The 12557-nt window shown below is 62.5% G+C and carries 18 protein-coding genes and 1 tRNA gene; 13 read left to right on the top strand and 6 right to left on the bottom strand.

Annotation, left to right across the window (positions count from 1 at the left end; translation table 11 throughout):
- Positions 1 to 7: 7 nt before the first annotated feature.
- Positions 8 to 754, bottom strand: a complete 747-nt coding sequence (gpmA, locus tag AC56LK_RS10510) for a 2,3-diphosphoglycerate-dependent phosphoglycerate mutase (RefSeq protein ID WP_497184495.1) — start codon at positions 752 to 754, stop codon at positions 8 to 10.
- Between the two features lie 89 nt (positions 755 to 843).
- Here gpmA and AC56LK_RS10505 point away from each other — a divergent pair, with 89 nt between their 5' ends.
- The 5 genes from AC56LK_RS10505 to AC56LK_RS10485 all read left to right on the top strand — a co-directional run bounded on the left by AC56LK_RS10505 (position 844) and on the right by AC56LK_RS10485 (position 3698).
- Positions 844 to 1245: a rhodanese-like domain-containing protein gene (locus AC56LK_RS10505; protein ID WP_497184494.1), complete on the top strand. Its 402-nt coding sequence runs from the start codon at positions 844 to 846 to the stop codon at positions 1243 to 1245.
- Between the two features lie 19 nt (positions 1246 to 1264).
- Positions 1265 to 1528 carry a glutaredoxin 3 gene (gene grxC, locus AC56LK_RS10500; protein WP_497184493.1) on the top strand — a complete coding sequence of 88 codons (264 nt, stop codon included), beginning with the start codon at positions 1265 to 1267 and terminating at the stop codon, positions 1526 to 1528.
- Positions 1529 to 1687: 159 nt separating this feature from the next.
- Complete coding sequence (gene secB, locus AC56LK_RS10495; protein ID WP_369091439.1) at positions 1688 to 2146, top strand: protein-export chaperone SecB; 459 nt, start codon at positions 1688 to 1690, stop codon at positions 2144 to 2146.
- 73 nt (positions 2147 to 2219) lie between these two features.
- The gene (locus AC56LK_RS10490; protein ID WP_497184492.1) at positions 2220 to 2660 is read left to right on the top strand and encodes an SH3 domain-containing protein; all 441 of its coding nucleotides are present in this window, start codon (positions 2220 to 2222) and stop codon (positions 2658 to 2660) included.
- A gap of 12 nt (positions 2661 to 2672) precedes the next feature.
- Positions 2673 to 3698: an NAD(P)H-dependent glycerol-3-phosphate dehydrogenase gene (locus tag AC56LK_RS10485; protein WP_497184491.1), complete on the top strand. Its 1026-nt coding sequence runs from the start codon at positions 2673 to 2675 to the stop codon at positions 3696 to 3698.
- Between the two features lie 20 nt (positions 3699 to 3718).
- On the opposite strand, the gene AC56LK_RS10480 is transcribed toward AC56LK_RS10485, so the two are convergent.
- From AC56LK_RS10480 to mscL, 4 genes are all read right to left on the bottom strand, one after another.
- Positions 3719 to 4093 carry a cupin domain-containing protein gene (locus AC56LK_RS10480; protein ID WP_497184490.1) on the bottom strand — a complete coding sequence of 125 codons (375 nt, stop codon included), beginning with the start codon at positions 4091 to 4093 and terminating at the stop codon, positions 3719 to 3721.
- Positions 4094 to 4102: 9 nt separating this feature from the next.
- Positions 4103 to 4804, bottom strand: coding sequence for a DUF2461 domain-containing protein (locus AC56LK_RS10475; RefSeq protein ID WP_497184489.1), 702 nt, complete (start codon positions 4802 to 4804; stop codon positions 4103 to 4105).
- A 24-nt stretch (positions 4805 to 4828) separates the two neighbouring features.
- On the bottom strand, positions 4829 to 5971 hold the full coding sequence (locus tag AC56LK_RS10470) for a Do family serine endopeptidase (RefSeq protein ID WP_497184642.1): 1143 nt from the start codon (positions 5969 to 5971) through the stop codon (positions 4829 to 4831).
- Between the two features lie 67 nt (positions 5972 to 6038).
- A complete protein-coding gene (gene mscL / locus AC56LK_RS10465; protein WP_497184488.1) occupies positions 6039 to 6449 on the bottom strand; it encodes a large conductance mechanosensitive channel protein MscL in 411 nt (136 codons plus the stop codon).
- A 227-nt stretch (positions 6450 to 6676) separates the two neighbouring features.
- On the opposite strand from mscL, the gene petA reads away from it, so the two are divergent.
- The 8 genes from petA to AC56LK_RS10425 all read left to right on the top strand — a co-directional run bounded on the left by petA (position 6677) and on the right by AC56LK_RS10425 (position 11848).
- A complete protein-coding gene (petA, locus tag AC56LK_RS10460; RefSeq protein WP_497184487.1) occupies positions 6677 to 7291 on the top strand; it encodes a ubiquinol-cytochrome c reductase iron-sulfur subunit in 615 nt (204 codons plus the stop codon).
- A 1-nt stretch (position 7292) separates the two neighbouring features.
- Positions 7293 to 8708 carry a cytochrome b gene (locus AC56LK_RS10455; RefSeq protein ID WP_497184486.1) on the top strand — a complete coding sequence of 472 codons (1416 nt, stop codon included), beginning with the start codon at positions 7293 to 7295 and terminating at the stop codon, positions 8706 to 8708.
- A gap of 25 nt (positions 8709 to 8733) precedes the next feature.
- On the top strand, positions 8734 to 9498 hold the full coding sequence (locus AC56LK_RS10450; protein ID WP_497184485.1) for a cytochrome c1: 765 nt from the start codon (positions 8734 to 8736) through the stop codon (positions 9496 to 9498).
- Between the two features lie 99 nt (positions 9499 to 9597).
- Positions 9598 to 10209, top strand: a complete 612-nt coding sequence (locus AC56LK_RS10445) for a glutathione S-transferase N-terminal domain-containing protein (protein ID WP_436108253.1) — start codon at positions 9598 to 9600, stop codon at positions 10207 to 10209.
- 133 nt (positions 10210 to 10342) lie between these two features.
- A complete protein-coding gene (locus AC56LK_RS10440; RefSeq protein WP_497184484.1) occupies positions 10343 to 10828 on the top strand; it encodes a ClpXP protease specificity-enhancing factor in 486 nt (161 codons plus the stop codon).
- A gap of 25 nt (positions 10829 to 10853) precedes the next feature.
- Positions 10854 to 10929 (top strand) — tRNA-Thr (locus AC56LK_RS10435).
- A gap of 264 nt (positions 10930 to 11193) precedes the next feature.
- Positions 11194 to 11517 carry a hypothetical protein gene (locus AC56LK_RS10430; protein WP_497184483.1) on the top strand — a complete coding sequence of 108 codons (324 nt, stop codon included), beginning with the start codon at positions 11194 to 11196 and terminating at the stop codon, positions 11515 to 11517.
- Positions 11504 to 11848 carry a PEP-CTERM sorting domain-containing protein gene (locus tag AC56LK_RS10425; protein WP_497184482.1) on the top strand — a complete coding sequence of 115 codons (345 nt, stop codon included), beginning with the start codon at positions 11504 to 11506 and terminating at the stop codon, positions 11846 to 11848. The genes AC56LK_RS10430 and AC56LK_RS10425 overlap by 14 nt, the downstream gene beginning before the upstream one ends.
- 33 nt (positions 11849 to 11881) lie before the next feature.
- Here AC56LK_RS10425 and AC56LK_RS10420 read toward each other — a convergent pair.
- Positions 11882 to 12557, bottom strand: a 676-nt coding sequence (locus AC56LK_RS10420; protein ID WP_497184481.1) for a lysozyme family protein, incomplete at its 5' end; no start/stop codon positions are given.

The raw sequence follows: 12557 nt of genomic DNA, 5'->3' as shown, positions 1-12557 counted from the left end.
CGCAAGCTTACTTCGCCTTCCCTTGGTTGGCCACGGCCGCCACGGCGGCGGCGATCGCGTCCTGGTCGCCCAGGTAGTAGTGCTTGATCGGCTTGAGGTCGGCGTCCAGTTCGTACACCAGCGGCTGGCCGTTCGGGATGTTCAGGCCGACGATGTCGGAGTCGCTGATGTTGTCCAGCATCTTGATGATGGCGCGCAGGCTGTTGCCGTGGGCCGAGATCAGGATCTTCTTGCCGGCGCGGATGGCCGGGGCGATTTCCTCGTCCCAGCATGGCATCACGCGGGCGACGGTGTCCTTCAGACATTCGGTCAGGGGAATCTGCTCTTTCGACAGGCCGGCGTAGCGCGGATCGTTGAACGAGGTGCGGTCGTCGCCCTCTTCCAATGCCGGCGGCGGGGTGTCGTAGCTGCGGCGCCAGACCAGCACCTGCTCGTCGCCGAACTTGGCCGCGGTCTCGCCCTTGTCCAGGCCCTGCAGGGCGCCGTAATGACGCTCGTTCAGGCGCCAGTCGTTCTTGACCGGCAGGTACATCATGTCCATCTCGTCCATGGCCAGCCACAGCGTGCGGATCGCGCGCTTGAGCACCGAGGTGTAGGCCACATCGAAGGTGAAACCGGCTTCCTTGAGCACGCGGCCGGCGCTCTTCGCCTCGTTGATGCCCTTCTCGGTCAGGTCGACGTCGGTCCAGCCGGTGAAGCGGTTCTCGAGGTTCCAGGTGGATTCGCCGTGGCGCATGAATACGATTTTGTACATAAGCTCTTCTTCGGTTAAAAGGTGCGATTGAAATCCGGTCCAGCATCTATTTTATAATGCGCCGATTCAGTTCAACCATTGGGACACTTGTGAATTTCATTCTCGATAATATCTTCGTCGTGGCGATCGCCGTGATTTCGGGCGGCGCCCTGCTCTGGCCGGCCCTGGCTCCACGCGGCAAGCGCGCCACCCCGCTGCAGGCCACGCAGATGATCAACCGCGGCAAGAGCCTGGTGCTCGACGTGCGTACTTCGGACGAGTTCGCTGCCGGCCACCTGCGCGACGCGAAAAACATCCCGCTGGCAGACTTGGGCAATCGGATCGGCGAGCTGGAAAAGTCGAAGAACCGCAGCGTCATCGTGGTGTGCCAGAACGGCGCCCGCGCGGACAAGGCGGTACGCCAGCTGCAGGCCGCCGGCTTCGAGGACGCGCATGCGCTCGAAGGCGGCCAGGCAGCCTGGATCGCGGCCGGCCTGCCGGTGACTAAGTAAACATTTGGAAGGAAGCACCATGACCGCACACGTCGTTCTGTACCACACCGCCAGCTGCCCCTATTGCGTCCGCGCCGAGCGCCTGCTCGAAGCCAAGGGCGTGACCGACATCGAGCGCATCCGCGTTGACCTCGATCCGGAGCAGCGCCAGATCATGATGCAGCGCACCGGCCGCCGCACCGTCCCGCAGATCTACGTGGGCGACACCCACGTCGGCGGTTTCGACGACTTGTACGCACTCGACCAGGCGGGTCGCCTGGACCCGCTCCTGGCCGGCCATTAAGCTGTCAGTAAGTACATACTCAGCCTGGATCGACGGGCTTTGGGGACCATGACCGCGGGGGTATTGCATCAGAATTGATTTTGATACAATTGCCCTCGCGTTTGACCAAAGTACCGGGACGGCGCGTCCGTCCACCATCATTTAAAACGAAAGCGTTCCATGTCCGACGAAAACCTGCAACCAGTATTCCAAATCCAACGCGTCTACCTGAAAGACATGTCGCTGGAGCAACCGAATTCCCCGGCAATCTTCCTCGAGCAGGAAGCGCCGACCATCGAAGTGTCGCTGGACGTCGGCGCCGAATCGATCGCCGAAGGCATCTACGAGTCGACCGTGACCATCACCGTCACCGCCAAGCTGAAAGACAAGGTCGCTTTCCTGGTCGAAGGCAAGCAGGCAGGCATCTTCGAAGCCCGCAACATCCCGGCCGAGCAAATGGATCCGCTGCTGGGCATCGGCTGCCCGAACATCGTTTACCCTTACCTGCGCGCCAACATCGCTGACGTGATCAGCCGTGCCGGCTTCCCGCCGGTGCACCTGGCCGAGATCAACTTCGAAGCCTTCTACCAGCAGCGCCAGCAAGCCATGGCACAAGCTGCTGCAGCTCCGGCACAGTAAGTTCCCACTCACGGGCATCGCTTGCGGTGCCCGTGCCTCCGGCGCCCCGGTCCCCCCAGTCCTTCGGCCCGCCATGATTCCATCCCGCCTCCTTGCAAGCGTGCTCCTCCTGGCAGCGCCGGCTGCGTTCGCCCTGGATTTCAAGAGCGTCGGCGCGGCACCCGTGATCCTGTACGACACGCCATCCAGCAAGGGCGCGAAAATGTACCTGGCGCCGCGCGGCATGCCGCTGCAGGTGGTGTCGAGCTACGGCGAGTGGGTCAAGGTGCGCGATGCCGATGGCGAGCTGGCCTGGACCGAGGCCAAGGGCCTGAGCGCACGCCGCAACGTGGTGGTGCGCACGCCGGGCGCCAAGGTCTTCGCCGGCCCCGAGGAGGGGGCGCAGGTGCTGATGACGGCCGACAAGGGCGTCGTTCTCGAACTGGTCGACCCGACCGCCATTACCTGGATCCGGGTGCGCCACCGCGACGGCATCGACGGCTATGTCCGCTCGAACGACGTGTGGGGCCTGTGATTCCTGAAAACTATGCAGAAAAAACCATCCAAGATCACCGTCCTGGGCGCCGGCGCCTGGGGCACGGCCGTGGCCATCGCCCTGGCCGCCCGCCATGACGTGCTGCTGTGGGGCCGCAATCCCGAACAGATGGCCGAGACCGCGGCGGCGCGCGAGAACCTGCACTACCTGCCGGGTTTCCCGCTGCCGGCCGGCCTGCGTGTCGGCGCCGACTTCGAGGCGGCGCTGGCGCACGTGACCGATGCAGGCGAGGATGAGGCGCCGCTGCTGATCCTGGCCTGCCCGGTGGCCGGCCTGCGTCCGCTGCTGGGGCAGCTCAAAGGCCGTGCGATTCCGAACGTGGTCTGGCTGTGCAAGGGCTTCGAAGCCGGCACCGGCCTGCTGCCGCACCAGGTGAAGGCCGAGGTGCTGGGCGACGGCGTGCCCGGCGCGGCGCTGAGCGGTCCCTCGTTCGCACAGGAAGTGGCGCGCGCCCTGCCCTGCGCCTTGACCGTGGCCTCGAGCTCGGAAATCCTGCGCGAGCGCGTGGTCGCCGCGGCGCACGGCAACAACCTGCGCGTCTACTCCTGCGACGACATGATCGGCGTCGAAGTAGGCGGCGCTGTGAAAAACGTGATGGCGATCGCCACCGGCGCGGCCGACGGCCTGGGCCTGGGGCTGAACGCCCGCGCGGCCTTGATTACCCGCGGACTGGCCGAGATCACCCGCCTGGGCGTGCACCTGGGCGCGCAGGCCGGCACCTTCATGGGGCTGACCGGCATGGGCGACCTGATCCTGACCTGCACCGGCGACCTGTCGCGCAACCGCCGCGTGGGCCTGGCGCTGGCCCAGGGCAAGCAACTGGACACCATCGTGGCCGAACTGGGACACGTGGCGGAAGGCGTGCCGTGTGCGAAGTCGGTGCGCGCACTGGCGCGCAGGCTCGGGGTGGACATGCCGATCACCGAGGCGGTGGCGGCGGTGCTGTTCGATGGGGTGGCGGCGACGGAGATGGCGCAGCAGTTGCTGGCACGGGATCCGCGCGACGAACTGGCCTGAGGTTTGCCGCGCTGCGAAGCCTATTTGCCCGAACTGCGCCCCTCATTCGTCGGCCCACCCGTCCTGACGGCCCCCAGCAAAATGGTCATCAAGGCCACCGCATCCTGGTTCGCCCGGATCGCATGCGGCACCCCGCCCTCCAGGTAAACCATCTCGTTCGGCCGCAACACGGTGGTGCGCCCGTAGGCGTCGAAGGCGATCTCGCCTTCCAGGCACACCAGGGTCATCTCGCCCTCGACCCAGTGCTCGGGCATCGGCTTTTCCTTCGGCACCACCAGCCGGATCAGTTCCATGTGCTCGGTCTTCGCGAGCGCGATCGAGGTGAAATGGGCGATGTCGTCGTCGCCGCGCTGCAAGGCGATGCGCTCGCCCGAAACTGCGTGTTGCAAGGCCATGTCGCCTCCTTATTCGGTTGTTTCCTCTTCGTCTCTTGCCTCCGGCACGCTGCGCAGCCAGCTCACCAGCGCGAACGCATCCTTCATGCCGCTCGCCAGCTGCGGCACCAGCAGTTCCGGTGCATTCAGCAGCAGCGGCACCTCGATCCACACGAAAAAGCTCTTCAGCTTCAGGTATTCCACCAGTGGGTGGTTGGGATCGACGCCCTTCGGTGGACGCTGCAGCTTGTCTTCTTCCTGCAGGTCGCCATAGGTCGCGCGGAGATGCTTATTCTTCAACATTTTGCTGAAGCCTGTCGCATCGTTGACCACGTGTTCGCGGATCGCCTTCAGGCGGTGCGCCGGCGGCAGGTATTCGCCCGCGCCGAACAGCAGGTTGCCGTTGGCCTCGATGTGGAAGTAATAGGTGGGCCCGCCCGCCGCGCTCGGACGGCGCTTGTTGAGCGGTGCGATGCCGGCCGAGAAATGGGTTTTGTAGGGGCGCTTGTCCTTGGCGAAGCGCACGTCGCGGTGGATGCGGAACAGCGCCTTCTTGGGGTCGCAGCCGGCCACCTGCTTGTCGAACGTGCCCAGCTCCCCGATCAATTCCGTGACTACTTGCAGGAATTCGGCGCGCAGGATGTCGTAGCGTGGTTTGTTCCAAAGGAACCAGGGCCGGTTGTTATTCTCGCTGAGTTCGCTTAGGAATTGTGTCAGGTCACGCAGGTGCATGCAGGGTCCGGAAAAAGGCTTCTTCTATTGGGGCTGGCGCGGGCGCTTGCCGACGGTGACGTCGAGCGTGGACTCGCGATTCTTGCGCAGGATGCGCAGCGGCGCCGTGTCGCCCGGTTCGAGCTGGGCAATCAGATTGAGCATCTCGCTGGTATTCGCGACGTTCTTGCCGCCGACCGCCACCAGGATGTCGCCCGGGCGCATGCCGGCGCGGTCGGCCGGGCCGCCGCGCACCACGCCGGCGATGATCGCTCCGCTCGAGCGTCCCAGTCCGAAGCTCTCGGCCAATTCGGGCGTGATGTCCTGCGACTCGATGCCGATCCAGCCGCGCACCACCTGGCCGTGCTCGACGATCGAGTCGAGCACCTTCTTGGCGGTACTGACGGGAATGGCGAAGCCGATGCCGACCGAGCCGCCGGTCTGCGAATAGATGGCCGAATTGATGCCGAGCAGGTGGCCGTTGGTGTCGACCAGGGCCCCGCCCGAGTTGCCGAAGTTGATCGCGGCATCGGTCTGGATGAAGTTCTCGAAGTGGTTGATGTGCAGGTTGTTGCGCCCCAGCGCAGAGATGATGCCGAGGGTAACCGTCTGGCCGACGCCGAAGGGATTGCCGATGGCCAGCACCACGTCGCCCACGCGCGCCGCCTCCGGGTCGCCCAGCACCATCACCGGCAGGTTGCGCGCCTCGATGCGGATCACGGCCAGATCGGTCTCCGGGTCGGTGCCGACCACGCGTGCCGAGGCCTTGCGGCCGTCCGCCAGGCCCACTTCGATGACGTCGGCGCCTTCGATGACGTGGTTATTGGTCAGGATGTAGCCGTCGCCGCTGACGATCACTCCCGAGCCGAGGCTGGCCAGCTGCTCGTCGGGCGGCAGGCGGTCGCCGAAGAAGCGGCGGAAGAAGGGGTCCTTCAGCAGCGGATGGGTTTCACGCGAAGCCTTGCTGGTGAGGATGTTGACGACGGCCGGCATGGCGCGTCCGGCCGCGTCGCGGTAGCTGCCGCTGGCCGGCAGGCGCGGCCCCTGCAGCACCGGCACCTCGGAAGGGCCGAGCGCGACCTGGGTAGGCGCCCGCTGCAGCCAGTCGGGCCGCATCGCGGAGATCACGAAATACAGCGCCAGCGCAACCGTGACGGCCTGCGCGAACAAGAGCCAGAAGCGCTTGATCGCTCCCGGCTGGCGCCGCGGGCGGGTGCCCTGCGGCTTGAGTTCGTGGACGCTGTCGTTCACACCATTACTTCCTCAAGGAGTCGCGAATGTCGCGCAGCAGCAGGATCTCTTCCGCTTCCGCCGCGGTGGGCGCGTCGACCGGGCCGCGCAGGCGGTTTACCATCCGCACCATCAGGAAGATGATGAATGCGAGGATAATGAAGTTCAGCAGGATGGTCAGGAAGTTGCCGTAAGCGATTACGGCGCCGGCTTTCTGCGCCTCGGCCAGCGGCAAGGCCGTACCCTGGCCGTTCAGGGGCAGGTAATAATTGGCGAAATCGAGGCCGCCGAACAACATACTGACCGGCGGCATGATGACGTCCTTGACCAGCGAATCGACGATGCGCCCGAAGGCGGCGCCGATGATCACCCCGACGGCAAGATCGACGACGTTGCCGCGCATTGCGAACGTTTTGAACTCTCCCAGCATGGACATGTCTGTTCCCTTCGTTGTTATTGAGTCAAGCGATTTCATGATACCGCAAGCGGGAATGCTGCGGATGCACACGTGTATAAAGGGTCTAAGCAGGTAGGGGTATTCCGCTCGGATGTGTCCGCTTGATAATTTTTTTCCAATCGGTATTGCCCTTCACATATAATTTTGTGTTGCTGGAAGCTCTTTATTGATTCTTAAGATTCGTATTTTCACGGAGTGGGGTTGGTATGAGTATTGAAAAGCAGGTCGATTCAGGCCGACGCGGACTGCTCGTCGCGACATGCGCTGCAGGTGGCGTCGTCGGGGTGTCCACGGCGGGAGTTCTTGTTAGTACCTTCCAGCCGTCAGAGCGCGCGAAAGCCGCCGGCGCCCCGGTCGAGGTCGACATCTCCGACGTCAAGCCAGGCGATTTGAAGGTGGTCGAATGGCGCGGCAAGCCGGTCTGGATCCTGCGCCGCACGCCCGAGATGATGGCCACCCTGGACAAGGCCGTGCCCGAGCTGGCCGACCCGAACTCCGAAAAACCCTACCAGCTGGAGACGCCGGAATACGCCAAGAACGCCTGGCGCGCCCGCGAAGAGCACAAAGAGGTGCTGGTCACGGTCGGCATCTGCTCGCACCTGGGCTGCTCGCCGTCCTCGCGCCTGGCGTCCGGCCCCCAGCCCAACCTGCCCGACGACTGGCCGGGCGGCTTCCTGTGCCCTTGCCACGGGTCGACCTTCGACCTGTCGGCGCGCGTCTTCAAGAACAAGCCGGCGCCGACCAACATGGACGTCCCCCCTTACATGTACCTGTCCGATAACCGCCTGGTGATCGGCAAAGACGAGAAAGGCGAGGCATAACATGGGCGGACCATTCAAGGAAACGCAGGTTCCCGCGAACGCACCGGCCGGCGCCAAGGCCCTGGCCTGGGTCGACGACCGCTTCCCGCTGTCGAAGCTGTGGAACGACCAGTGGGGCAAGTACTACGCCCCCAAGAACTTCAACATCTGGTACCTGTTCGGCTCGCTGGCGATGCTGATCCTGGTGCTGCAGATCGTCACCGGCATCTTCCTGACCATGCACTACAAGCCGGATGCCAACCTGGCCTTCGGTTCGGTCGAGTACATCATGCGCGAAGTGCCGTGGGGCTGGCTGGTGCGCTACATGCACTCCACCGGCGCCTCGATGTTCTTCATCGTGGTCTACCTGCACATGGCGCGCGGCCTGATGTACGGCTCCTACCGCAAGCCGCGCGAGCTGATCTGGCTGTTCGGCTTCGCGATCTTCCTGTGCCTGATGGCCGAGGCCTTCTTCGGCTACCTGCTGCCATGGGGCCAGATGTCCTACTGGGGCGCCCAGGTGATCGTCAACCTGTTCGGCGCGATCCCCGTGATCGGCCCGGACCTGTCGCTGTGGATCCGCGGCGACTACGTGGTCTCCGACGCCACCCTGAACCGCTTCTTCGCCTTCCACGTCATCGCCCTGCCGCTGGTGATCCTGGGCCTGGTCGCCGCCCACCTGATCGCGCTGCACGAAGTCGGCTCGAACAACCCGGACGGCATCGAGATCAAGGACAACATCGGTCCGGACGGCCACCCGGTGGACGGCATCCCGTCGCACCCGTACTACTCGACCAAGGACTTCTTCGGCGTGGCGGTGTTCCTGCTGATCTTCTCGGCGATCGTGTTCTTCGCGCCTGAGATGGGCGGCTACTTCCTGGAATACAACAACTTCCTGCCGGCCGACTCGATGAAGACCCCGCCGCACATCGCGCCGACCTGGTACTTCACCCCGTTCTACTCGGTGCTGCGTGCGACGACCGCCGACTTCATGTACGTGCTGATGGCCGCGATTGCCGCCTACGTCGTGTTCATCTGGTTCAAGTCGCGCCTGGCCTACAAGACCAAGATCGCGATCGCGGTCATCGGCCTGGTCCTGATCATCGGCATGCTGCCGCAGGTGCTGGATGCGAAGTTCTGGGGCGTGGTGCTGTTCGGTTCGTCGGTGGTGATCATCGCCTTCCTGCCGTGGCTCGACCACTCGCCGGCACGCTCGATCCGCTACCGTCCGGACTGGCACAAGTGGGTCTACATCCTGTTCGCGCTGTGCTTCGTGGCCCTGGGCTACCTGGGCACCCAGCTGCCGACGCCGGCCTACACGATCATCTCGCAAGTGGCGACCCTGCTGTACTTTGCGTTCTTCCTGTTGATGCCGTGGTGGAGCACGATGGGCCGGTTCAAGCCGGTCCCGACGCGCCTGACCTACTCGGCACACTGATCACCAGAGAGCACAAGGACACCACATGAAATTCTTTGCGAAGAAACTGATCGCGGTCCTGGCCCTGGTGCCGGGACTGGTATTCGCCGCCGACAGCGGCTTCCCGCTCGAGCCGGCACCGGAGCGCAGCGACCTGTCGTCGCTGCAGAACGGCGCCAAGCTGTTCGTCAATCACTGCTTGAACTGCCACTCGGCATCAAGCATGCGCTACAACCGCCTGCGCGACATCGGCCTGACTGAAGAGCAGATCAAGAACAACCTGTTGTTTTCACAAGACAAGGTTGGCGGCATGATGACGACGGCCATGCGCCCGGACGACGCCAAGACCTGGTTCGGCGCCGTGCCGCCGGACCTGTCGGTGATGGCGCGCGCCAAGGCTTCGCCTTCGGGCACCGGCGCGGACTACCTGTACACCTACCTGCGCACCTTCTACAAGGACGACACCCGCCCGACCGGCTGGAACAACATGATCGTGCCGAACGTGGCCATGCCGCACGTGATGTGGCAGGAACAGGGCGTGCGCCAGGCGAAGTTCGCCGACGTGCCTGACCCGCACGAAGCTGGCAAGACCATCCACAAGTTCGTCGGTTTCGAGCAAGTCCAGCCGGGCACGATGTCCCAGCAGGAGTTCGACACCGCGACCGCCGACCTGGTTGCCTACCTCGTGTGGATGGCTGAGCCAGCGCAAGACCAACGCAAGAAGTTAGGCGTTATTGTGTTGCTCTTCATGACGCTGTTCGCCTTCCTGGCTTGGCTCTTGAACAAGTCGTACTGGAAAGAAGTGAAGTAAATTCGCTTTCATTGCCCGGTTGGCTATAATACGGGCAATCATTTTTCGGGGTGAATCGCTAGGCGCTTCACCCCATTGTTTCTTAAGGAACTATAAACCATGATGGTTCTCTACTCCGGCACCACGTGCCCGTTCTCCCAACGCTGCCGCCTCGTCCTGTTCGAAAAGGGCATGGACTTCGAGGTGCGCGACGTCGACCTGTTCAACAAGCCGGAAGACATCTCGACCATGAACCCCTACGGCCAGGTGCCGATCCTGGTCGAGCGCGAACTGATCCTGTATGAGTCGAACATCATCAACGAGTACATCGACGAGCGCTTCCCGCACCCGCAGTTGATGCCGGCCGACCCGCTGATGCGCGCCCGTGCCCGCCTGATGCTGTTCAACTTCGAGAAGGAACTGTTCGTCCACGTGCACGTGCTGGAAAGCGAGCGCAACAAGATGAACGACAAGAGCCACGACAAGGCCCGCAATGAAATCCGCGACCGCCTGACCACGCTGGCCCCGCTGTTCCTGAAGAACAAGTACATGCTGGGTGACGAGTTCTCGATGCTGGACGTCGCGATCGCCCCGCTGCTCTGGCGCCTCGACCACTACGGCATCGAGCTGTCGAAGACCGCGGCCCCGCTGATGAAGTACGCCGAGCGCATCTTCTCGCGTCCGGCCTACATCGAAGCGCTGACCCCGTCCGAGAAGGTGATGCGCCGCTGATGCCGTGTGCGGGCGCTGATCGCGCCCGCATGCCGCGTCTCAGGCTCCAGTGATTCAGTACGCGCCGGTTTCGGACGCCGCACAGGCGAATCCGCTAAACTGGCGCGCAAGCTTTGCTTTTTTTATCACGTCCATGTCAGAGATTTCCACCAAGCCCTACCTGCTGCGCGCCATCTACGAGTGGTGCACGGACAGCGGCTATACGCCCTACCTCGCGGTCAAGGTCGACTCCGCTACCACAGTGCCGATGGAGTACGTCCGCAAGGGCGAGATCATCCTGAACATCAGCTACGGCGCCACCTCGGGCCTGAAGATGGACAACGACGCGATCCACTTCCGGGCGCGTTTCAATGGCGTGTCGCGCGAGCTGTACATTCCGGTGCAGAACGTGCTGGCGATTTATGCCAACGAGAACGGCCAGGGGATGGCGTTCGAGGTGAATGTCACGGCGGCCGAGATGGGACCTTCTTCGTCGTCGTCCGAAGAGGCGGTTGCGCCGTCGTTGTCGGCGGTGCCGGGCAAGCAGGCGGAGACGCCGGTCGAGACCACCACGGCGCCGGATGGCGATGACGAGCCGCCGAAGAAGGGCGGACGCCCAACGTTGACCCGCATCAAATAGCGTATAATCGTTGTTCCAAGATTAAGCCGACTTAGCTCATCAGGTAGAGCAGTTGATTTGTAATCATCAGGTGGCGGGTTCGAGTCCTGCAGTCGGCACCAAAATTCGCTGAAAAGGGTTGCATGCATTTCGCGTGTAACCCTTTTTTTGTTGATCTATTCAAGCGGATTTGCCAGCTAAAAGATCAGTTCCAACGTCCATCGTATCGCGACGTGCAGGTGATCGTCCGATTTCATCTGTCGAATTTTTTTACAGAAATTATGATTGAGAAATCAGTCATCGGTAACTATTTGTTTTCACAGCGTATTTACTCTAGGCATGAAATTTGCATAACAGCAAACCGGTCTATCACTAGGGAAAACACAATGAAAACAATGATGCGAATGATTGCAGCAGCAGTTACCGTCCTGGCTTGCTCGGCTGCCGGCGCCACCACCATTCAAGGTGCAAGCGTCATCGCGAATAATAGTTTTGTCGGAGGGTATCCGCCGTCGCGCTTGGTCGATCAATCGGGCTTGACAAAGACCTACATCAGCGGCACGACCAGCTTCGAAACCTATGCGGCTTCCACTCCTGGACACACTGGCACCTCCTTCTCGAGCGGTTATTTTGCCGCGGCACCAAGCTATGTCGATTTCGACCTTGGCGCCATCTACACACTAAAAAAAATTTGGTTTGTTCAACGATAACGATGGGCAGGGGGTCAAAAATTTCAACCTGCTTATCGCCAACAATACCAACTTTACAAATGCCATTTCCTTGGGCAGCTTTGCTGCCACCTATGGCCCTGGAGATTATGGCCAGGCAGTGCTTCTGCAGGCGTTTGACCTGAACGTGGCGTCTGGTCGCTACATACGCGTCAACTTCGTGACCTCGCATAATTCCTCGCATGTAAATGTCGGCGAAGTCATCTTCGGTGTAGCGGACAATGCCGAGATTCCCGAGCCGTCCAGTTTTGCACTGCTGGGTCTTGCCGCTATCGGCGCAGGCATCGCACGCCGTCGGAAATCCCGCTCCTGATCTAGCACGACATGACTTGTCGGGCCTTAAACACTACGTAGTCGTGCCGCCGGCCCGCAAGTAAGTCGACAGGAAATGCTCAAAACTCACGTGGCGTTGCGGCGGATAGGCATTGCGCTGTCCCGGCCCCTTCGGCAGCGCAGCCCAGGTCCGCGCCACCTTTGGCATGGCGGCAGCGATGTCGCCTTCCTTGATCAGGTCGATCACTCCAAGGCTGCGTAAGATCTCCACCGCAATCAAATCCTGCGTGCGCGGCGAAAAATCCCTTAACCCAAGCCTGCCGCCATGGTGTGCCCAGGTTGGCCGTGTGATCTGATAATTTCCTGCGGCCGTCGACTTCCCGTCAATGCCCGGCCCGGGATGGGTCGACATGTCGGTAAAGCGCCAGCGGTCGTTCGACCTTCCCTTCAGTGCACCGTATTTGAAGTCATAGCCCCCGCCTTCGGCTGCGGCGATCGCCTTCAGGAAAGCGGCGACATTCGGATGAGCGAGGTGTTCTTCGTTCGTCGCCAAGAGCGCGACACTGCGCGATGACGGCTGGGGTGCCGAATCCTGCGAAGCCGTGCGTGTTGCGTCGGACATGGTTTCCTCCGTAAGCGTCTTCCCAGCACCGTCTTGAGCGCTGCAAGCAAAGACGAGATGATGCTTGCCACACCGCTGGGAAGCGGAGTTCAGCCGGCCAGTTTGGCGGCACAGTTCCAGGGCAGGA

The sequence above is a fragment of the Telluria sp. ZB4P36 genome, from assembly GCF_059685865.1.
This window is presented reverse-complemented; position numbering and strand designations above follow the sequence as displayed.